At 64.5% G+C, this 20,712-nt stretch carries 20 protein-coding genes and 1 tRNA gene; 7 read left to right on the top strand and 14 right to left on the bottom strand.

The window, feature by feature from the left end:
- Positions 1–13: 13 nt before the first annotated feature.
- Entirely contained in the window at positions 14–844 is an 831-nt protein-coding gene (locus tag HF885_RS08315) for a hypothetical protein (protein ID WP_206109867.1), read from the bottom strand.
- Positions 845–1,012: 168 nt separating this feature from the next.
- Between HF885_RS08315 and HF885_RS08310 the strand changes: the two genes are divergently transcribed.
- Positions 1,013–1,441 (top strand): Dps family protein, encoded by a 429-nt coding sequence (locus tag HF885_RS08310; protein ID WP_170104478.1) that lies wholly within the window; start codon positions 1,013–1,015, stop codon positions 1,439–1,441.
- Positions 1,442–1,602: 161 nt separating this feature from the next.
- On the opposite strand, the gene nox is transcribed toward HF885_RS08310, so the two are convergent.
- From nox to HF885_RS08290, 4 genes are all read right to left on the bottom strand, one after another.
- Positions 1,603–2,955, bottom strand: a complete 1,353-nt coding sequence (gene nox / locus HF885_RS08305) for a H2O-forming NADH oxidase (protein WP_170104477.1) — start codon at positions 2,953–2,955, stop codon at positions 1,603–1,605.
- A gap of 221 nt (positions 2,956–3,176) precedes the next feature.
- Positions 3,177–4,220: a dipeptidase gene (locus tag HF885_RS08300; RefSeq protein ID WP_170104476.1), complete on the bottom strand. Its 1,044-nt coding sequence runs from the start codon at positions 4,218–4,220 to the stop codon at positions 3,177–3,179.
- A gap of 70 nt (positions 4,221–4,290) precedes the next feature.
- Complete coding sequence (locus HF885_RS08295; RefSeq protein ID WP_170104475.1) at positions 4,291–6,801, bottom strand: excinuclease ABC subunit UvrA; 2,511 nt, start codon at positions 6,799–6,801, stop codon at positions 4,291–4,293.
- 162 nt (positions 6,802–6,963) lie between these two features.
- Positions 6,964–7,749 carry a dimethylarginine dimethylaminohydrolase family protein gene (locus HF885_RS08290; protein WP_170104474.1) on the bottom strand — a complete coding sequence of 262 codons (786 nt, stop codon included), beginning with the start codon at positions 7,747–7,749 and terminating at the stop codon, positions 6,964–6,966.
- Positions 7,750–7,967: 218 nt separating this feature from the next.
- Here HF885_RS08290 and HF885_RS08285 point away from each other — a divergent pair, with 218 nt between their 5' ends.
- Positions 7,968–8,618 (top strand): GntR family transcriptional regulator, encoded by a 651-nt coding sequence (locus HF885_RS08285; protein ID WP_170104473.1) that lies wholly within the window; start codon positions 7,968–7,970, stop codon positions 8,616–8,618.
- 55 nt (positions 8,619–8,673) lie between these two features.
- On the opposite strand, the gene HF885_RS08280 is transcribed toward HF885_RS08285, so the two are convergent.
- The 5 genes from HF885_RS08280 to HF885_RS08260 all read right to left on the bottom strand — a co-directional run bounded on the left by HF885_RS08280 (position 8,674) and on the right by HF885_RS08260 (position 12,933).
- A complete protein-coding gene (locus tag HF885_RS08280) occupies positions 8,674–9,222 on the bottom strand; it encodes a hypothetical protein (RefSeq protein WP_170104472.1) in 549 nt (182 codons plus the stop codon).
- A gap of 252 nt (positions 9,223–9,474) precedes the next feature.
- Complete coding sequence (locus HF885_RS08275) at positions 9,475–9,930, bottom strand: Rrf2 family transcriptional regulator (protein WP_170104471.1); 456 nt, start codon at positions 9,928–9,930, stop codon at positions 9,475–9,477.
- A gap of 1 nt (position 9,931) precedes the next feature.
- The gene (locus HF885_RS08270; RefSeq protein WP_170104470.1) at positions 9,932–10,777 is read right to left on the bottom strand and encodes an ABC transporter ATP-binding protein; all 846 of its coding nucleotides are present in this window, start codon (positions 10,775–10,777) and stop codon (positions 9,932–9,934) included.
- Positions 10,774–12,318: a glycine betaine ABC transporter substrate-binding protein gene (locus HF885_RS08265; protein WP_170104469.1), complete on the bottom strand. Its 1,545-nt coding sequence runs from the start codon at positions 12,316–12,318 to the stop codon at positions 10,774–10,776. Before HF885_RS08265 ends, HF885_RS08270 begins: the two co-directional genes overlap by 4 nt.
- 3 nt (positions 12,319–12,321) lie before the next feature.
- On the bottom strand, positions 12,322–12,933 hold the full coding sequence (locus HF885_RS08260; protein ID WP_170104468.1) for a 4Fe-4S binding protein: 612 nt from the start codon (positions 12,931–12,933) through the stop codon (positions 12,322–12,324).
- A 410-nt stretch (positions 12,934–13,343) separates the two neighbouring features.
- Between HF885_RS08260 and HF885_RS08250 the strand changes: the two genes are divergently transcribed.
- Both HF885_RS08250 and HF885_RS08245 read left to right on the top strand, forming a co-directional pair.
- Positions 13,344–13,418, top strand: a tRNA-Val gene (locus tag HF885_RS08250).
- A 238-nt stretch (positions 13,419–13,656) separates the two neighbouring features.
- The gene (locus HF885_RS08245; protein WP_170104466.1) at positions 13,657–14,817 is read left to right on the top strand and encodes an ATP-binding protein; all 1,161 of its coding nucleotides are present in this window, start codon (positions 13,657–13,659) and stop codon (positions 14,815–14,817) included.
- A gap of 13 nt (positions 14,818–14,830) precedes the next feature.
- Here the strand turns inward: HF885_RS08245 and HF885_RS08240 are convergent, their stop codons facing one another.
- The 4 genes from HF885_RS08240 to HF885_RS08225 form a co-directional block, all read right to left on the bottom strand.
- Positions 14,831–15,565 carry a PrsW family intramembrane metalloprotease gene (locus tag HF885_RS08240; RefSeq protein WP_170104465.1) on the bottom strand — a complete coding sequence of 245 codons (735 nt, stop codon included), beginning with the start codon at positions 15,563–15,565 and terminating at the stop codon, positions 14,831–14,833.
- 87 nt (positions 15,566–15,652) lie between these two features.
- Entirely contained in the window at positions 15,653–16,492 is an 840-nt protein-coding gene (locus tag HF885_RS08235; RefSeq protein ID WP_170104464.1) for a DegV family protein, read from the bottom strand.
- A 119-nt stretch (positions 16,493–16,611) separates the two neighbouring features.
- Positions 16,612–17,064 (bottom strand): MarR family winged helix-turn-helix transcriptional regulator, encoded by a 453-nt coding sequence (locus HF885_RS08230; protein WP_170104463.1) that lies wholly within the window; start codon positions 17,062–17,064, stop codon positions 16,612–16,614.
- 337 nt (positions 17,065–17,401) lie between these two features.
- Positions 17,402–17,590, bottom strand: coding sequence for a twin-arginine translocase TatA/TatE family subunit (locus HF885_RS08225; RefSeq protein WP_170104462.1), 189 nt, complete (start codon positions 17,588–17,590; stop codon positions 17,402–17,404).
- 364 nt (positions 17,591–17,954) lie between these two features.
- Here HF885_RS08225 and HF885_RS08220 point away from each other — a divergent pair, with 364 nt between their 5' ends.
- From HF885_RS08220 to HF885_RS08210, 3 genes are all read left to right on the top strand, one after another.
- Positions 17,955–18,653, top strand: coding sequence for a YoaK family protein (locus tag HF885_RS08220; protein ID WP_170104461.1), 699 nt, complete (start codon positions 17,955–17,957; stop codon positions 18,651–18,653).
- Between the two features lie 223 nt (positions 18,654–18,876).
- Positions 18,877–20,037, top strand: a complete 1,161-nt coding sequence (locus tag HF885_RS08215; protein ID WP_170104460.1) for an iron-containing alcohol dehydrogenase — start codon at positions 18,877–18,879, stop codon at positions 20,035–20,037.
- 133 nt (positions 20,038–20,170) lie between these two features.
- A complete protein-coding gene (locus HF885_RS08210) occupies positions 20,171–20,638 on the top strand; it encodes a helix-turn-helix domain-containing protein (protein WP_170104459.1) in 468 nt (155 codons plus the stop codon).
- Positions 20,639–20,712: the final 74 nt, after the last annotated feature.

Here is a 20,712-nt window from a genome sequence, read left to right as displayed (position 1 = left end):
ACCCCGCGGAGCGTCATACGCAATCGTTCGAGAGCCCGTACTCCTCGAGGAGTCGCCTCATCATCTCCGGATCTCGCATTGCCTCCTCGAGCTCCCGCTCGCGGCCGTCCGCCATGAGTCTGGACGTCAGGGCCATGGCCCTTGAGAAGCCCTCTTCGTTGCCTTCGGCCTTGCCCTCGGCTATGCCTTCTGCCCTACCTGCAGCCATACCTTCGGCCCTGCCTTCGTCGCGCGCGTCCGCAAACTCGTTACGGTACTTCTCGGACCAAAGCATCCTGAATCGCCTCCACCTGGGGTCGTCGCGAAAGCCGCACACGGCGTCGTCCACGCTTCGGACGAAGTCGCTTCCAATCACATTATCATCCCGCAGGTAGCTCATGAACGCGTCGAATCCGTCGCCGAAGTCGCCCTTCGTACCCTCCGCGTTCACGAACACGATGCTCGTCCCGTCTCCCAGTGGCTCGCCGTCCTGCTCGCATTGCCGCGGGTAGTTGTAGCGCTTCCATCCCCGCCCAAACGGGTCGTGAGCACAGATGAACACCACGACGACGTTTCCCGCGTCGCCAAAGCGTTGGCCTCGGTCCAACAGGCTCGCATCCACCAGCGAGAGGTACCTGCGCGCCCTTCGCGCGATGTCCGGGTCCGCGCCGTTCTGCATCTCCACGTCGTAGACGTTGCCGTCGACGTCCCACACCAGCAGATCCACTACCCCGGCCCGCGACGCGGGGCCAAAGTCCACGAGCTCCTGCCGCTCGACCATCCTGAGGTCCCTTACCTTGATCCCAAGGAGGACCTCCACAAGCCCGCGGCAGAGCCCCAAGTCCTGGAAGACGGTCCCAAACATGAAGTCGTCCGTGATGTCTAGCGGGAACCTTTCCAAGAACTCGGGTGTGAAGAATTTATTAGGACAAATTCCTGTTTACTACCGCACTCCAATCGGGTATAGTTCCACTAACAAGAAATTGTCCTAATAAAGGCTCAGCCAAACGGGACACGACAGAAAGGATCCACCATGGAATCCAAGCTCAACGCCCTTCTCGCCAACCTCACCGTCGAGTACCACAAGCTCCAGAACCAGCACTGGTACGTAGCCGGAAGCGATTTCTTCCAGGCGCACGCCCAGCTCGAGGAACTCTACGACGGGCTGCTTCCCGCCATCGACGACGTGGCTGAACTCCTGCTGCAGCTGGGCGGAAAGCCCATCGCGTCGCTCGCGGAAGTCCTCTCCACCGCCGACATCGCTGAGCGCGCAGACGAGCCGCTTGCGAGTGCCGAGGCCTTCGCCAGCGTGCGCGAGGACTTCTCGCACCTCCTCGAGCAGGTATCTGCGATAAAGGACCAGGCGGACGCGGAGTCCAACCACCTCGTGAGCGCCAAGATGGACGAGTACATCGCGAGCCTGTCCAAGACGCTGTGGATGCTTCGCCAGCAGGCGGCATAGCCTCGCAAATTCGCAGTTGGCAGGGTGAGTTTCCATCACCTACCGATGTGCGTCGCAGGTAGCACGACAACAAGACGGGAGGCCGGGCAACATGCCGGCCTCCCGCTCGATTTGCCTATCCGCAACCGCCGTCACGGCGTTTTCACGCAGACGCGCCTAGCCTACTTCCCCAGCATCGCGTTGTACGCGGCCATCGTGTAGTAGTTGTACGGCTGGTTGAAGTGCGGAAGGAAGAACACGTCGAGAAGCGCCAGGCGGTCTATCGTGACCCCCTCCTGGATCGCGAGCGAGAACATGTGGATGCCCGCGCTCATGTCGTAGGTGGACGCCATCTGCGCGCCCAGCACCTTGCGCGTGGTGCCGTCGTACACGATGCGTACCTTGACCTCGGGGTTCGGCGTTTCTACAAACGTCGCCTTCTGCACCTGCGCAAAGTCGCTCACGCGCGCGTCGTAGCCGGCGGCAAGCGCCTTCTTCTGGGTAAGTCCGGTCGCCACCATCTTCAGGTCGTAGATGCAGATGCCAGAGGAGCCCTGCACGCCGATGCCGTCGACCGCCGTGCCGCACGCGTTGTGTGCTGCCACGATGCCGGAGCGCACCGCGTTCGTCGCAAGCGCGATGTACGCCGGCTCGCCGTCGGCCGCGTTATAGAAGCAGCTGGAGCAGTCACCCGCGGCGTAGACGCCCGGCTTGGACGTCTCCTGGTGGTGGTCCACAAGCAGCGCACCGTTCTTCATCATCTCGAAGCCAACGTAGCGGAACATCTCCGTGTTCGGCTTGAAGCCAATGCAGACGCATACCATGTCGGTCTCGTGCGTACCCTTGTCCGTCACTACGCGCGTGACCTTGCCACCCTCGCCCTCGTAACGCAGCACGCGCTCGCCGAAGGCGAGTCCGATCCCATGGTCCGCCAGGTTCTTCTCCATGAGCGCGCTGAACTCCGGGTCAAAGTTTCCTGCCACGCAGGTGTCAGCCATGTCGATGAGCGTCACGTCGCGGCCGTTGCGCCGGAAGGCCTCCGCAAGCTCCACACCAATGTAGCCGGCACCCACCACCGCGACGCGACGGATCGCAGGGTCCTTAAGCTTGTGGACGACCTCCTCCGCCTGCTGGAAGAGCTTGACGCGCTGGATGTTCTGGAGGTCCATCCCCTCGACGGGTGGGATGATGGGCTCGGAGCCGGTGGCCAGTATCAGCTTGTCGTACGGCTGGTCGATGGCGGTGCCGTCCGCCGCGACCGCATGCACCACGTGGGCGTAGTAGTCGATCGACTCCACGCGGGTCTCCATGTGGACGGTCGCGCCCTTCGCCTCGAAGCCCTCCTTCGTCTGGTAGAACAGTCCGTCCGGCTTGGAGATCTGCCCGCCGATCCACAGCGCCATGCCGCATCCCAGGAAGCTGATGTTGCTGTTCTGGTCGAAGATCACGACCTCGTTTTCCGGGTAGTTGTCCAGAATGGTGTTTGCCGCAGCGGTGCCCGCGTGGTTTGCGCCGACGATAACGATCCTGCTCATGGTGGTGGTCTCCCTCCGTTGGCGCGGCAGTGGCCGACGCCGCCAAGACGTAGGCGACCCCAGGATGTGACCCACGGCCGTCCCGACTGTCGCCATAATTGCTACTACATCAATAGCATTTATGGGAGGGGACGTCCAGCACCGTCCGACAGGCGGCGCAACCCACGCCGCCCGCGGGACGACGGGCGCCGCCGCGTGCGACCGGCACAGGAGGCGTCTCGCTACCGCGTCTCGTTGCGCTCGAAGAACTCCTGCGCGTTCTGGCAGAACATGCGCCGCGCGAGGTCCAGCCCAAAGCGCGACGCGACGCGCGAGAAGAGCGCGGGCACGTCGTCGCAGCGTGCGAGCCAGGCGGGGGTGTCCGACCCGTCGAAGTCGCTGCCCAGGGCGAGGACCTTCTCGCCCCCGAGGGAGAGGAAGTGGTCGATATGCCTGCTGAGCTGGTCGAACGTCACGTCCTTGCCCGCAGGTTCGTCCGCGACGAACGCGCGGTAGTAGTTGATGCCCACAAGGCCGCCGCGGTCGCGGATCTCGCCAAACTGGGCGTCCGTCAGGTTGCGCGGGTGCGGGCACACGGCGCGGCTGTTGGAGTGCGACGCCACGAACGGTCGCGTCGCCACGCGCAGCAGGTCCGCGAAGCCCGCATCGTTCAGGTGGCTCACGTCCACCACGATGCGGCGGTCCTCCAGCGCGCGCACGACCTCGCGGCCGAAGTCGGACATGCCATCAGCCGTGTCGTTGCCGGACGCGATGTCGTTCTTCCCGTTCCACGTGAGCGTCAGCATCTTCACGCCATCCGCCGCGAGCTCGTCCACCACGGCAAGGTCGCGCCCGATGAGAGACCCGTTCTCTACCGTGAGCATCGCGGCGACGCTCCCCCACGCATGGGCCGCCTGCGCGCTGCGGGCGTCCTCAGTACGCGCGAGGCTGCACGAGTTCGTGGCTGTCTGCCGCTTGAAGTAGTCCCTCACGTGGCGATAGAACTCCAGCGGCGTGAACGGCGTGTGCGAGAGGTCGTCCGGCACCCACACGGCATAGCATTGCGTCCATCCCCCGGGCGCCGCCTTCGCCATGCGTCCCGCCGCAAGCGCAAGGTCGTTTTCGACCATGTCTCCGCCCAGCGTGTTCGCAAGCTGCGTCGCAAAGGGCTCGACGTCCCTCATGCACAGCGAGTCCAGCGTGTCGCAGTGCAGGTCGAACACCCTCAGCCTGCGCAGCTCGTCCTCCACCTCGGGACTCTGGCACTTCTCGTCCAATGACGCCATTGCTCCCCCTCCAACGTACCCATTGCTTGCCAATGTAGCACGGCATACCCCGATCCATTGCCCCAGCCCGTCAGAGGTATCGGCCCGTAATGGAGCGCGCGCACCCCTTCGCCCCGGAAGGCGTCCCCGCATACACGATCTTGCCTCCCGCCTCTCCTCCGCCAGGCCCCATGTCGATCATCCAGTCCGCGTTCGCAATCATGTCCAGGTCGTGCTCGATCACCACGACGGTCGCCCCATGCGACACAAGCGTGTCGAGCACCCCCTCGAGCACTTCCACGTCGTGGGGGTGAAGGCCGATCGTGGGCTCGTCAAACACAAAGAGCGCATCGGTCTGGTCGCGGCCCATCTCCCCCGCAAGCTTCAGGCGCTGCGCCTCGCCCCCGGAGAGCGCCGGCGTCGCCTCGCCAAGCGTCAGGTAGCCAAGCCCAAGGTCGTGCAGCACGCCGAGCTTCCCGCGCACCTTCTTGAGCGACTCCACGCAGCCGAGCGCCTCGTCGACGGTCATCGCCATGAGCTCGGGCAGGCTGTGCTCGCGGGGGGCGGGGGCGTCCTTGCGGGCGCGCGCGAGCGCCCTTCTCACCTGCCACGCGACGCCAGAGAAGCGCGATCCGTGGCAGTCCGGGCACGTCACCTCGACGTCTGGCAAAAACTGCACGTCAAGCGATATGGTTCCCGTTCCGTCGCACGTCGGGCAACGCAGCGACCCCGTGTTGTACGAGAAGTCCCCTGCCCTCAGTCCGCGCACCTTCGCGCCCGCAGACTGCGCAAACGCACGGCGGAGCTCGTCCATCACGCCGGAGTACGTGGCGACGGTGGAGCGCACGTTGGCGCCGATTGGCGTGGAGTCGATCAGGTGCACCCTCTGGATGCCGTCTGCGTCCAGGGATTCGACCTGCCGTGGCAGCCGCTGCCCCTTCGAGCGGGCGACCAGGGCCGGAACCAGGCACTCCAGCACCATGGTGGTCTTGCCCGAGCCCGAGACTCCCGTCACGACCGTGAGCGCGCCCCGGGGAATCCGGATGGAGAGCGGGTGCACGGTGTGGACCGCCTTGGTCTCCATCGCTATCGCGCCCTGCGAGAAGAGCTCCCCCTCCGGGCGGACAGCACGCAGGCGCTTGGGCTCCTTTGCCAGCAGATAGGGGGCGATGCGCGACGAGGGGCTTCCCTCGACCTCGGCGACGCTCCCCTGCGCCACGATCCGCCCTCCGTCGGCGCCGGACCCCGGCCCGACCTCGATCAGGTGGTCCGCATGCCTCAGCACGCTAACGTCATGGTCCACCACGACCACCGAGTTGCCGTCCGAAAGGAGGTCATCCATCACGCCAAGCAGCCCCTCCACGTTCGCGGGGTGCAGACCAATCGATGGCTCGTCCAGCACGTACAAAACGCCGGTCGTGCGATTGCGCACGGCACGCGCCAGCTGCACCCTCTGCCGCTCGCCCGTGGAGAGCGTACTTCCCGCGCGGTCGAGCGAGAGGTACCCAAGCCCCAGCTCCCGCAGGCGCGCGATGGGCTCGTCCAGCGTCGCTATCACCGTGTGAGCCATCGGCCTCACCTCCTCGGGGAGGCTTGGCTCTACCTGCGGAAGCCATGCGGCAAGCTCGTCCAGGGTCTTCTCGGTTACCTCTGCAAGGTTGATGCCAAGCACCTGTGGGTCACGTGCCTTTGCGGAAAGCCGCGTCCCGTGACAGTCGGGACATGGCTCCTCCTTAAGGAACCGGGCGATGCGCTGGTAGGCGCTGTCGGTCTTCGCCTTCGCAAGTGCGTTCTCAACGGAGCGCGTCGCGGAGTAGTACGTGAAGTCGAGCTCCGTGGCGGTGTCGGAGCTCTTCATCGGCACGACCACGTGACGCTTCTCCGCCGGACCGTGAAACACGATCTCGCGCTCCCGAGGCGTGAGCTCGCAGAAGGGCACGTTGGTGCGCACCCCCATCTCACGGCAGACGTCCTTCATGAGCGACCACATGAGCGTCCCCCACGGGGCAACGGCGCCCTCGTCTATCGTCTTCGACTCGTCGGGCACGAGCGTCGACTCGTCCACCACGCGCATGACGCCGGTGCCTCCGCACGTGGGGCAGGCACCGTTGCTGTTGAAGGCGAGGTCCTCCGCCCCCTGCCCGTAGAACGATTCGCCGCAGACGGGACAGACCATGGGCTTCTCGAGCGCGACGTTCATCGACGGCGGCACCCTGTGGCCGTTTGGGCAGGTGTAGGAGCCAACGCGCGAGAAGAGCAGGCGAAGCGAGTTCAGGACCTCCGTCATGGTCCCGAAGGTGGACCTCACCCCCGGCACGGGCGGCCGCTGGTGCAGCGCCAGCGCCGCCGGCACGTATTTGACGATGTCGACGTCCGCACGTGCCGCCTGCGTAAGGCGGCGGCGCGTGTAGGTTGAGAGCGCCTCGAGGTAGCGGCGTGACCCCTCCGCGTAGAGCACCCCCAGCGCAAGCGAGCTCTTGCCCGAGCCCGACACCCCGGCAATCCCCACGATCTTGTGGAGCGGGACCCTTACGTTGACCGAGCGCAGGTTATGCACCCTGGCACCGTAGACCTCGATTTCCTCCGGAACGCGTGCAACCATACCCAGCCACCAATCCGCGACATCGTCCTTGTGACGATTGTAGCGGATGGAGCGTATTCGAACAAGCGTTCGTTATAAAAAGTTTCGACGCGAATCTGGGAGGCCGCACATGGTAACCCACCCGCAAAGGAAGCCGCTCCTCTCCCCTGGGGCGAATCTTAGCTACCAGCGCAGCGACAGGCACGTGCTGGAGCCGTCGATCTTCTCGAACTCCGTCATCTCGACCTCGATGATCTTGTAGCCCCAGGCCTCGAGCTGCGCCCTCACGCGCGGATACCCCTTCGCCATCACCACGTAGTCGTTGATGCGCACGCAGTCCGCGCCGTACGCCTCCTCGTCCGGCACCTCGAAGATGTTGAACTGCCCGCGCCGGTAGGCCGGCTTCGTCTTGAACTCGCCGCTGACCAGCAGGTTTCCGTCCTCCACGTACGTGCCGCCCGTCTTGAGGTGCAGAATGTGCTCCACGGGGACCTGCTCGGCGGTGTAGCCCCACTCCGCAAGGAAGCCGGAAAACTGGCGGAAGCCCTCGTCGTTGGTGCGGCGCGAGCGGCCCACGTAGTAGTGGTCGCCCACCATCATGACGTCGCCGCCCTCGAGGGTCGCGGGCTCGGTCATGACCTTGATCTGGTCGCTCGAGAAGAACTCGTGCAGCGTGGGCAGCATGAGCGCCGCCTCCTCGCGGCGGGTGGGCGCGCCCGGGCGGTCTGATATGGCGCCGCTCGGCGTGATGACCGCGGTGTCCTCCACGAAGACGGAGTCCGGGTAGTCCTCGAGCGCGGGCAGCACCGTGACCTCGAGGCCGGCCTGCCTAAGCGCCTCGACGTACTGCTCGTGCTGCTCCATGGCCTTCTGGTACACGGGCTTGCCCTTGTTGGTGAAGTCCGCGATGCCGTCGATCACGGAATGCGACGGGCGCCTGACGATTGCGTGGGTGAAGTTGCTTGCCATGGGGCATCCTTTCGCTCTTGCGCTGCTCGCGTGCCGATGCCTTATGTATACAAAATGTATGCATGAATGGTCAAGCGGACTCGCGGGACGGGTTGCACTGTTTTGCAAGCGGTAATGTGGCTGTAACAAGCGGTTTTGCAAGGCCCTTTGCATCTGCCGCATCCATTGCATGCACACCTGTACATGTATACAATCGTTCAAAACGGAGGGGAGGTTCCATGGCGGGACACGTCTTGGCGCCGCTTAAGCAGCGCGTGTACCAAGAGCTGAGGGCACAGATCGAGCGCGGGGAGCTTGCGCAGGGCGAGAAGGTCGGCGAGCTTGCCGTGAGCGAGGCCATGGGCGTGAGCCGCACGCCGGTGCGAGAGGCGCTCATCCAGCTTGAGGCCGACGGCTACCTGGAGGGTGTACCGCGCCGCGGGTTCCGCGTGCGGAGCTTTGACGAGCAGAGCGCGCGCGAGGTGTTCGAGATGCTGGGCCCCCTTGACGGGCGCGCCGCGCTGTTGGCCGCGCCGCACATGACGGAGGACGACCTCGCGAACATGGACTTCCTGTGCGAGTCCATGGAGCTGGCCATCGCAGGCGGGCTCACGGAGCGCTACTACAACCTGCAGCGCGAGTTTCACCAGCGCTACATAGACCGCTGCGGCAACGCCCGCCTGCAGAGGGCCCTGTCCGAGCTCATGGGTCAGCTGTCGTCGCGATCGTATGCGCGCGACGACGCACAGGCCCTGGACAACATGCGCGCCGCGAACGAGGAGCACCGCCACATGCTGGGGCTCTTCCGCGCGGGCGACGGCGCCGCGCTGCAGGACTACGTGCGCGACGTGCACTGGTCCCTGGAGAACGTGAGGTTCGCGGCCTGGTAGCGAGGGCGCGGGCAAGAGCGAGGCCCTTCTCGCCCGCACGTACTTACAGTCGCATCTAGTCACGCTCCTCTTGCACGGCACCCGGCGCCGTCGCGGGCTCGCCCACGTGCGAGAAGCACTTGGCAAACACGAAGCGCGACACGGGACCCGCCGCAAAGAGGTTCCACAGGAGCGCCATCGGAAAGTTCTTTATGAGCGTGCCCACCCAGATCGCCGGCAGCTGCGCTACGGGCATGCCGCCAAGCACCACGTTGAACAGGATGGCGGCCACAAGGCTCATGGTGGGACACATCACGAGCACGGTGCAGCACGACCGCGCGACGCCCTGCACGAGGGCGCCGTCCCGCTTGGGATCGACCACGCGGCGCGCCAGAGCCGCCCCGCCGCGCGTGCCCCACAGGTTCGAGAACAGCAGCACGAACAGCCACATGTACGACGCCTCGACGAGCGCCCCCAGGAACACGTCGTTCGTCATGTTAGAGAACCCGCCCAGCATGGTGGGGATGCCCATCTTCCACGCGACGTTGTAGACCTCCATGCCGTAGGCCATCGTGACGGACATCAGAATCCCAAAGATGAGTCCCTGCTTCTTGTTTTGTGGCATGCTCTTCTCCCCTTTCCTCCACAGACCTGCCGCGACACAAAAAGCGTGCGGCCGCCCGTGGGCAACCGCACGCTTTGCCAACTACACCCTGTTGTCGCGGAGGATGGCGTTGTGGGGCACCCGACCGCGACGGCTTTGCGCTACACGCACGCTCAACCATAGCATCCACGGCGCGCCGTGCCACAGAATCGACACGCGCCGCGCCGGGCGAGAAGGACCACGCCCGCGCTCGGTGTCGCGCCCGCGGCGGCGCTACGCCCCTTGCCGCGCCGCGCCCGCGTCCGCTCGGCGGCGCACCTCTGCCTCGACCTCCTCCAACGAGACCGCGGCAAGCTGGTCTTCCAGCGCACGCTGCGCGGCTTCGAGGTGGCCGTCCAGCGCGGCGTGGATGTTTCCGCCCACGGGGCACTGCGGGCACGGGGCCTCATGAAAGTGAAAGAGGGACTTCGCCTCCGTCTGGTCCACGGCGCGCCACAGGTCCAGCAACGAGATGTCCTCAAGCGGGCGCGCCAGCGTGATGCCCGACTTCCCCTTGCTCGAGCTGATGATGCCCGCCTGCTTGAGCATGCCCATGATCGTGCGCACCATGACCGGGCTCGTGCCAAGGCTCCCCGCCAGAAACGTGCTCGTCACGGGAAGCTTGTCGCCAAAGTAGTCGATTGCGCACACCATGTGTGCGGCCATGGTGAGTCTGCTGGTTATCTGCATGTCATTCTCCTTTGTCTGCCCCCTGGGCGAGAAGCGCCGCCTCCGCGCGCGCGGCACCGCTGTGCTCGCATGCGCACAGCCGCTCGTCGGAAAGGTCGCATGCGTGCCGCTGGCGCGCCACCAGGCGCTCGACAAACTCCGTCGCCGGCCGGGCCAGTATCTCCTGCGGCGTACCATACTGCTGAATCCGCCCTGCGTCCAACACCAGCACCCGCGTGCCCAGGCGCAAGGCCTCGCCAATGTCGTGCGTCACAAACATGATGGTGATGCCGCACTCGCGGTGGATGCGCGCGATCTCCGTCTGCAGCTGGCCGCGGGTTATCTCGTCCACGGCGCCAAACGGCTCGTCCATCAGCAGGGTGTCCGGGGAGGCCGCAAGTGCGCGCGCTATGCCCACGCGCTGTTGCTGCCCGCCGGAAAGCTCCGCGGGATAGCGATCCAGCATGTCCTGCGGAAGTCCCACGATGTCCATCCACTTGCTGACGGCCCGCTCCGTGCGCGCGCGGTCGCGCCGGTTGAGCAGGTTCGGCACGTACGACACGTTTTCCTCCACGGTCATGTGGGGAAAGAGCACGCTGCCCTGGATGGCGTATCCAATGCTGCGACGCAGCTCTATCGCGTCCACGTCGCGCACGTTGCGGCCGCCCACCAGCACGTCGCCGGAGGTGGGCTCTATCAGCCGGTTCACCATCTTCAGCGCCGTCGTCTTGCCGCAGCCGGAAGACCCCACGATCGTGAGGAACTCCCCCTTTTGCACGCGAAGGTCAAAGTGGGAAAGCACGGTCTTCTCGCCGTAGGCCTTCGTGACGTCGCGATACTCGATGGCGATGTCTGTGGTCTCGCTCATTTCAGCAGTCCCTTCGCACGCAGGTACTCCCGGGCAACGTCCTCGGGGTCCTTGCCCTTCTCCTCCACCTGGTAGTTCATGCGCGCCATGTCGCTCTCCGTTATGGTGCCGTCCAGCTTCTTCAGCACCGCGCGCAGCTCAGGGTGCTGCTCGAGCACCTTCGTGCGCACGACGTTACCGCACTCGTACGAGGGGAAGAAGCCCTTGTCGTCCTTCAGCACCGTCGCGCTCGCGTGACTCAGCTTGCCATCCGTCGTGAAGATGATGAGCGCGTCCACGCTCCCCTGCTCCAGCGCGTCGTACTTCAGGCCGATGTCCAGCTGCATCGTGGAGCCAAAGCGCATGCCGTACGCCTTGCACAGCGCGTCGTAGCCGTCCGCGCGCTCGAAGAAGTCCGCCTCCGCGCCCAGCTTCAGCCGGTCCGCCACCTTCGCGAGGTCGGAGTACGTCTTGATGCCGTAGCGCTTGGCAACGTCGCTCCTGACGGCGATGCCGTACGTGTTGCCAAAGCCGTACATGCCCACCCAGCTGAGGCCCTTCTTGCGGTACCCCGCCTTGAGCTGGCCAAACTCGTCCTCTGAGTACGTGCCGCCCTTCTTGAGCACCATGGCCCAGCCCGTGCCGGTGTACTCGGGGTACAGGTCGAAGTCGCCGGACTCCATGGCGGGCTCGATGTTCGAGGTGCCGCCGCCCACGCCCTGCGTCACCTTCACCTTGAGGTTGGTGTCCTGCTCTATCAGGTCCTTCAGCATGTTGCCCATGATGTACTGCTCCGTCATGGGCTTCGTCGCCACGTTGATGGTCGCGGGCGCGGCGGCAACCATGCCCGGCACCACGGCGCACGCCGCGGCGACGCCGCACGCCACCAGGGCGCCCACGGCAAGCCGGCAGTTGGTCCTCTTTGCCGCCTTCGAGCGCATGCCCATGCGCTTCTCCACAAACCCCAGCACGAAGTCCACCACAAGGGCCAGCACCGCGATCAGGAGGCTCCCCGCCATGGTCATGGCGGCGTTGTTGGTGGTGATGCCGCGGTAGATGGCCACGCCCAGGCCACCCGCGCCAATGAACGACGCGATGCCGGCGAGCGCGATGGTCATGACAACCATGTTGCGGATGCCGCTCATGATCACGGGCAGCGCCAGCGGCAGCCTCACGCGCAGCAGCGTCTGCATGCGGGTACCACCCATGCCGCGCGCCGCCTCCAGAATGGCGGGTTCGACGTTCGTGATGCCCGTGTGCGTGGCACGCACCATGGGGAGCAGCGCGTATATGGTGAGCGCGATTACGGCGGTGGCGTCTCCCACGCCGGAAAACGGGATGAGAAAGCCGAGCATGCTGATGGAGGGTATGGTGTACAGAAAGTTCACCACGGCAAGCGTCGGCTTTGCCGCGCGCTGGAACTCGCTTATGAGGATGCCCGCGATGCCGCCCACCACGATGGCGATGGCGATGGACACCAGAGATATCTGTACGTGCTCTAGCAGCAGTCCCAGGAAGAAGTCCCGCCTTGTGGCGAGAAGGTCGAGCATCTGCACAAGCATGGACTATGCCCTCCTCACGATCGCCTTGACCGGGCACGACTCGAAGCATAGCCCGCAGTGCAGGCAGTGCGCCTGGTCTATAACAAACGGGCTGCCCGCCGCTATGCACTGCTGCGGGCACGTGCGCGCGCACGTGCCACAGCCAATGCACGCGTCCGTGATCTTGAAGCCCTGCACGTGCACGGGCGCGCCTCCCAGCGAGAACGTCTGTCTGAAGATGGGGCTCACCCCAAGGTCAAATAGTTCCACGCAGCCGGTCTCAATCACAAACGGATCCAGCACGTAGCGCGAGTCGCCGGGGTACACGTCGTTCATGGAGGGGTTCTTGCTAAAGATGCGGTCGATCACGGTGCGCGGCGCCACCTCCACGCGACGGGCCTCCCCCGCCAGGCGGACCATCTTGAAGTCGTGCGTCATGCCCACGATCGCCACGTGCGGGTCGCGCAGCAGCTGCGCATGGAAGTCCTTCCCGCGCGAGGTGCAGAAGTAGAGCCTGCCCTTCTCCACCAGCATCACATCGATGATGCGAATCTGCGGGTGTCCCTCCTGGTCCACCGTCGCAAACGACACGTCCTTGATCTGTCGCAGCGTGTCCAGGCAATCCTGCGCGTCCATGGCGCCTCCTCAGTCGTCGTCCGATACATGTAATGTATTTGATTACATGTAACGTGTCAAATACTTTCTATCACGTTGAACGACATTACACAAAACGGCGCAGCGCACTGGGTCACCACAGACATCTTCCGCGCGGCAGAGGGCGGTTGCGTCTTGGAGCATTGGACCAACAAGGAGGTCACGCCACCGCGCGAGGAGCTCACGAACTCCGAGAAGTTCTGACGTCCGCGAACCCGCAGGCACTCCCCGCGGGCAGACGACGCGGAGGATGGCAGCGCGTACTTCTCCCCCATTCAGCACGTACTTCTCGCCTCGCGAATTGCGGAGAAATCGTTTTGCTCGCATTCGCGCTTGCCAGCGCGGCGCGTTTGCCATAGAGTGTTTTCTTGTCGCGTCGCGACGAGCTATTCGGGCGTTTAGCTCAGGGGGAGAGCGCTTCCCTGACACGGAAGAGGTCAGAAGTTCAAATCTTCTAACGCCCACCATACATTCGCAGCCCAGAGGCCATGTCTCTGGGCTGCTTTCTTTTGCTCCACGTTTGGTCCACGCCCGATCCGCGCAGCTGGTCTCCGCGCAGCTGGTCCACACCCTTTCGGTCAAACCCTGGGCTACCATACGATCGTGGACCCGCCTACCTTACAATCTCGGAGCTTTCTACCTTACAATTTCGGTAATTCAATCCCAGGTGCAATAAATTGGGCATGCATTACAAGAGGAGATCTGATGATTCCACGAAGCATGGCCTCGCACGCCATTCAGCTATCGACCTGGTTTCCCATAGTCTCGGTCACCGGTCCACGCCAGAGCGGCAAATCCACCCTCGTCCGGGAGGTATTCCCCGACTACGAGTACGTCAATCTGGAGAATCCTCAGACCAGGCAACAGGCCCTGGCGGATCCCGTCGGCTTCATAGAGAGCAGGCCAAATCGACTCGTGATTGACGAGGCCCAGCTAGCCCCGGAGCTCTTCTCGATGATTCAAGTCGCTTCCGACGAGACCAACCGGACAGGACAGTACGTGCTCTCTGGATCGCTGAACTTCCTTCTCCTTAAGCAGATAACGCAATCGCTGGCTGGACGGGTCGGCATGCTGAGGCTGCTGCCCCTGTCGTTTTCCGAGGCGAAGTCTGCAAGGGCGAACCTGACGACCGACCTCTTCATGTTTCGCGGAGGATATCCGCGCCTCTACGACGTTGACATGCCGCAGGACACGTTCTTCTCGTCGTACCTCCGAACGTACGTGGAGCGCGACGTGCAAGGCTACCTTGGCGTGAGGGACCTTTCCTCCTACAGGACCCTGCTGGAGCTGTGTGCCCAACGCGCCGGAAGCCTGCTCAACGAAACCAGGCTGGCGAGTGATGCCGGAGTCTCGAGGGAATCAGTACGCTCCTGGCTGTCAATGCTCGAATCGAGCTACATCGTGTTTCGGCTGAGGCCTTATCATTCCAACCTGCGCAAGAGACTTACCAGGACGCCAAAGCTCTATTTCTATGACACGGGGCTTTTGTGCTACCTGCTGCGCATCAGAACGCTTGACCAGCTGCTGAAAAGCCCGTATCTAGGCATGGTGTTCGAGAACCTCGTAATCGAGGAAAGGATGAAGGCCCACCTCAACGCGGGCAGGGAGCCCGATCTCTACTTCTATCGCGACGAGAGCAAAGTTGAAGTCGACCTGATTGATCTGACCGACCCCGACGGGAGCCTGCTTGCAGAGATTAAGTCTTCGAAAACCTACAGACCCAGCTTTTCTCGGCACCTTTCGAGCGTGGGCGACGAGCTCGGCATCCCCCGCGAGCGGCGCTTCGTGGTGGAGCGCGCGGAGGGAGACTTCGAGGCGGACGGCGCACAGGTGAGAAACGCCGACACGTGGCTCGCCATGCCGTAGCGCGGTCGCGGCGCTAGTACAGGAAGCGGCGGTCGTGCCTGGCCATCGCGCGGACAACCGGGAACACGATCAGGTAGATAACTGCGACCACCAGCAGAAACGTAGCGTCTCCGCTGCCATAGAGCGTCGCGGTGGAATCGTACAGCCCGTGCAGCAGCACGGAGAGCAGGTACCCGCAGGCGATGCACAGGCCTGCGCCAATACGGTGCCCGCGGACGGAGAGGAGCTTTGCCTCCCCGTACAGGAAGCCGAACACGACGGCGAAGCCCATGTGCGCCGGGATCGCCATCATGGCGCGGCCCAGCAGCACACCAGGCCCGTAGGCGAGCCCGTACGTCACGTTCTCGGCAGCGGCAAAGCCAAGCGAGGTGGTAACGGCGTACACCACGCCGTCGTACCTGCAGTTAAAGTTGGGGTCGCACCACGTGGCGCGCGCCATGAGCACGTACTTGCACGCCTCCTCTATCACGCCGACGACGGCGAAGTCGGAAAGGAGCAAGAACCACGGGTCCTGCCGCCCCAAGCCGGAGAGCAGGCCAAACGCGTCCATCCCCACCTGCTCAAGCACGGAGGCCACAAGCGCCGCGACAACCCCGCGCCAGAAGAGCGCAAGCAGGAGCCCCGCGGGCTCGCGCTCCAGTGCGTCCAGGTTGTAGACGTAGCGAACAAGCGCCACGGCCGGCCCAACCGCCAGCGCCAGAAAAATCGCAAGGTACAGCGTCAGGCCGTTCGAAAGCAGAAAGAACATGGGACCCTCCTTGTTGGGATGCCTTGCACCAGTATGTACCCCTTGCGGGCGCGGCGCGGACATCCGGGCAAGAGGGCCGACCGAGCGCTACTCCCGCTCGAAGTACGCGACGGCGATGGCGCCGGGACCCACGTGCGTGCCGATGGTGGCGCCCACGCTGCAGATGGGCAGCGCGTCCACGATGCCCTCCCACAGGTCGCTGGAGTCGCGCACGTACTTCTTGAGCATGGCCTCGCCGCCGGCGGTGCATGCGAGCGAGAAGGGCATGGCAAAGTCGATGGGATGCTCTTTCACAAGCTCAACCAGCAGGTTTCTTGCGTTCTTGGAGCCGCGCGCCTTGCCCAGCAGCTCCGCCTCGCCGTTCGCCATGGTGATGACGGGCTTCAGCGCAAGCAGCGCGCCCGCCGCCGCTGCCGCAGACCCAATGCGCCCGCCGCGACGCAGGTACTCCAAGGTGTCCAGCAGGGCGAGCATGCGCACGCGGGAGCGCGCCCGCTCAAGCTGCGCCGCGATGTCCGCCGCGGGAAGGCCCCGCTCCGCCAGCATGAGCGCGTACTCCACCAGCGCGCGCTCGCCGATGCACGCGTTGAGGGAGTCGACCACGTGCACGTCGCCTCGTCCCTCCGCCGCGAGGCACGCGCTCTGGCACGTCGCAGAGACCTTTGACGAGAGCGCCACAACCACGACGTCCTCCCCCGCCGTCCGCGCCTCGTCGTACGCCTGGGAAAACACGCCCGGCGACACCGCCCCCGTGGTGGGAAGCTCGTCGGACTCAACCAGCAGGTCGAAGAACCGCTCGTGCGTGAGGTCGACGCCGTCGTGGTACACGGTGTCGCCAAACGCCACCGTCATGGGCAGCACGGTGAGGTTGGGGTTGGGGAAGTCCACGATGTCCGATGCGTAGTCCGTGATGATGCGAGTGGCCATGGCCGCTCCTTTCGCGCCCTGGTTTCCTGTCTTTAGGTTGTATTTCGGATGTCTTTGCGACGCCTGCGCCCGCTCGGCCCGCGTCGCCCGCGCTTGCGGGACCGCCGCCGCGCCGAGGCCTAGATGCGCTCGAGCGACTCCAGCACCTGCGTCAGCCACGTGTACATGCGCTCGCGCTCCTTGGGACCTATGTCCGCGCTCGCCTCGCACACCACGTCGCTTATGATCTGGTCCATCTCGAGCGCCGCCTTGCGGCCCGCCTCCGTGAGCATCACCGGCGCACGGTACCTGGACCCGCGCGCCTTGGCGTCCTCGCTCGCGTGTCCTCGCGCGATCAGGCCCTGCGCCTCCAGCCGCGACACGATGCGCGTCACGGCGGCGCGGTCCTGTCGCATCAGGCGCGCCAGGTCCGCCTCCGTAAGGTCCCCGTCCTCATGGGCCAGGTAGTACAGGACCATGGTGTCGGTCCCGCGCAGGCCAAGCGACGCCATCTTCTGCGTCTTGATGCGCCCGACCTCCTTGTTGAGCGCATAGATCACGCCCACGAAGTTCTCGAACCTCTGGTTAGCCACGCTCTTCTCCCCTGCTCGGCCCTCGCGGGCGGAACTTTCCACCAGGTGCGCAAGCCTGATTCTACCATGCGCGCACGCATGCCCTTGTTGACTTGTCAACATAATAGCAGCGTGGGTTTGATTCGACACTATTGTTGCGTTGTCAACATCTTCAACACAATCGAGGTGGCAAGCATCGTTGCAAGAATCGCGAACTCCAGCATGGCAACGCGCCCCCAGCAGGACCATCCCGCCGAGGGCACATACCTTGATTTAGTCTTTCGTCTTAGTGGGAACGAGAAGGGCGCGACACCTTGATGGCCACCTTATGCCACGTTCCGCGCTCCGTCGCACTAGCCTACTGCCTGTCGGCGTCCGCCGCGGAGTCATGTACGATTGCGGTCTCGTCGTCGCCGACGCCGTCCATGCCGTCGCGAACGTTCTTGACCGTCTTGCCAAGCGCGTTTCCCAGCTGGGGCAGCTTGTTGGGGCCGTAGATTAGCAGCAGCGCAAACAAGGCTGCCATGATGAGGTGGTCTGGATTCATAGCTTCCTGCCTTTCTGACGAGGACCTCGGACGTCCCGTCCGTCCCCAAGATCGTAGGGCCAGCGCTGCCATAGGTAAAATACAAGTATTTGCTTCATCCATATACTGTTTGTATGGGAGCTGAATCTACTTGCAGCTACCTGCACAATGGCGGCACGTAGCGATATCGCAACTACCGACCATACGTACAACGACAACTCTCTACGACTGGCCACAACGCTACTTTCGCAACAATTTCACTACCGCCCGCCTTATTCAGCTTGACTGTAGTATCTTTCTCTCTCGTCTATCAGTTGTTTTGCCAAGAGTCGCGACACGCCGCGCAACGCCAGCGAGCGGCCGTCGCCAACAGAAGGAAGCAAGCATGAACCTGCTCAGGAAGCGCGCATCCCAGACATCGGAGTCCGTTTGGCTCGCAATGGTCCTCGCCTGCTCCGGCGGTCTCATGGACGCGTACTCCTTCCTGGGGCGCGACAAGGTCTTCGCCAACGCGCAGACCGGAAACCTCCTGCTCTTGGGCGTGAACATCTCCACCGGCGCGTGGCAGAACGTGCCGCACTACCTCTGCCCCATCGTCGGGTTCGCGGCGGGATGCGCCGTCGCGCACGAGGTTCGCCTCCACAAGGGTCGCGGGATGCACTGGCGCCAGATCGTCGTCGCGGCGGAGGCCGTCCTGCTCGTCGCGGTCTCGCTCATGCCGGGCTCCGTCAACCTCGTCGCCAACAGCCTCACGTCCCTTGCCTGCGGCATGCAGGTGCAGGCCTTCCGCAAGCTGCACGGCCGCCCGTTCGCCACGACCATGTGCATCGGCAACCTGCGCAGCGGCACGCAGGCGCTCGTGAGCTACGTGCACCAGCGCCGTCGCCGCGACCTCCGCACAGCGTTCTTGTACTACCTCGTGATCCTCACCTTCGTCTGCGGCGCGATCCTTGGCAACTTCCTGCTGGGCGCGTTCTCCCTGCACGCGATCATGGCCAGCAGCCTGTTCCTTCTTGTTGCCTTCTTCCTCATGTTCGAGGACCGCGAGCACGAGCATCCCGCAACGCAGGCGCAGGGCAGGTAGCCCAAAGGCAGGCCGCCCATCCGCACCCCAGCGTTTCTCGCCCGCGCGCCCGCGTTTCTTGCCTGCGCGCCCGCGCTCGTCGCGCGAAGGCCACCGCCCGCGCATCTTGCAGACATCTGCTTCTATAACTGGGTATAACGAATCTGTTCATGGCATAGCCCGGCCGCGCTGCCGGGCGTCGTGGCGCGAGGACGTGCGCCGCGGCCGGACCCTAAGGAGCAGCATGTACAACTTCACGTTCCACGTTCCCACCACCATCCACTTTGGCAAGGGCCAGATCTCGCACCTGGCGGAGCTCGCCAACTACGGCAGCCGCGCGCTCCTGTGCTACGGCGGCGGCTCCATCAAGCGCAACGGCATCTACGACCAGGCGCTCTCCATCCTTAAGGATGCCGGCGTCCAGGTGTTCGAGCTTTCCGGCGTGGAGCCCAACCCGCGCATCCAGACCGTGCGCCGCGGCGTCGAGCTCTGCCACCAGAACGACATCCAGATGGTGCTCGCCATCGGCGGCGGCTCCACCATCGACTGCGCCAAGGTGGTCGCCGCCGGCGCAAAGTACGATGGCGACGCGTGGGATCTCGTGATCAAGCCGGAGCTCATCAAGGACGCGCTGCCGATCTTCTCGGTCCTCACCCTTTCCGCCACGGGTTCGGAAATGGATGCGTTTGCCGTAATATCCGATATGACCAAAAACGAGAAGTGGGGCACCGCCGGCGAGTGCCTCAAGCCCACCATGTCCGTGCTCGACCCCACGTACACGTTCTCCGTCCCGGCGCGCCAGACCGCTGCCGGCACCGCGGACATGATGAGCCACACGTTCGAGAACTACTTCAGCATGGACGAGGGCGCCTACGTGCAGAAGCGCATGGCCGAGGCCCTGCTTAAGACCATGATCCACTACGGGCCCATCGCGCTTGCCCACCCGGACGACTACGACGCGCGCGCAAACCTCATGTGGGCGGCCAGCCACGCCATCAACGGCCTGGTGGGAGACGGCTGTTCCCCCGCGTGGTGCGTCCACCCCATGGAGCACGAGCTCTCTGCGTTTTATGACATAACTCACGGCGAGGGCCTCGCCATCCTCACGCCCGCGTGGATGGAGCACGTGCTGAGCGCGGACACCGTCGCCCTCTTCGCGACGTACGGCCGCAACGTCTGGGGCCTCACCGGCACGGAGGATGAGGCCGTCGCGCGCGAGGCCATCGTCCGCACGCGCGAGTTCTTCACGCAGACCATGCACATGCCGGCGAACCTTCGCGAGGTGGGCATCACGGACGAGAAGAACTTCGAGGTCATGGCCCAGAAGGCCGCCGATGGCTGCAAGGGCTCCTTCGTCCCGCTGTCGAAGGACGACATCGTAGAGATCTACCGCGCCGCGCTGTAGGCACCGCCTCGGGCGCAAGCCCCTCGAACGCGCGGCAGGCACGTGATAGACAGCGCCCCGGTCATGGCACCAACTGAACTGCCTCCCATTTCTTGGACATGGAAATAGAAGTCCGAGAAATGGGAGGCTTTCCATGTCCGTCGACCTGAGATTGAGGCACGACCGGTCGCTGCGCGAGCGCGCGGCCGAGATGTTCGAGAGGGGCCTCGGCTACGGATCCGTCGCAAGGGGGCTTGGCGTGCCCGCCGAGGCTGTGAGAAGCTGGCAGAAGACGTACCGCGCGACTGGGAGGGACGGCCTGCTGAAAATGGGCGAGAAGCACTTGAGATACGACTTCGAGACCAAGGTCGCCGCAGCCAGGGCCGTGGTCGACGACAGAGTGGCCAAGCCCGAGGCGATGGAGCGCTTCGGCATCGCGAGCGCGACGACGCTGAAGCAGTGGTGCAGGCTGTACCGCGAGGGAGGCGCCGAGGCCCTGAGGCCCAAGCCGAAGGGCAGGCCGAGGGGGTCCGGCGCGAAGGCCGCGCCGATGACCCGCGAGCAGGAGCTCGAGCGCGAGGTCAGGCGGCTCGAGGCGCAGGTGGCGTACCTAAAAAAATGAGGCTTCGGTAGTTTGTGTGACAAGGGGCTAGCCTAGGCAGCAACGCTCTTCGCTCCCTTCACGCCCTTCTTCCT

The organism is Parafannyhessea umbonata, assembly GCF_012844235.1.
Lineage (GTDB): Bacteria > Actinomycetota > Coriobacteriia > Coriobacteriales > Atopobiaceae > Parafannyhessea.
This window is presented reverse-complemented; position numbering and strand designations above follow the sequence as displayed.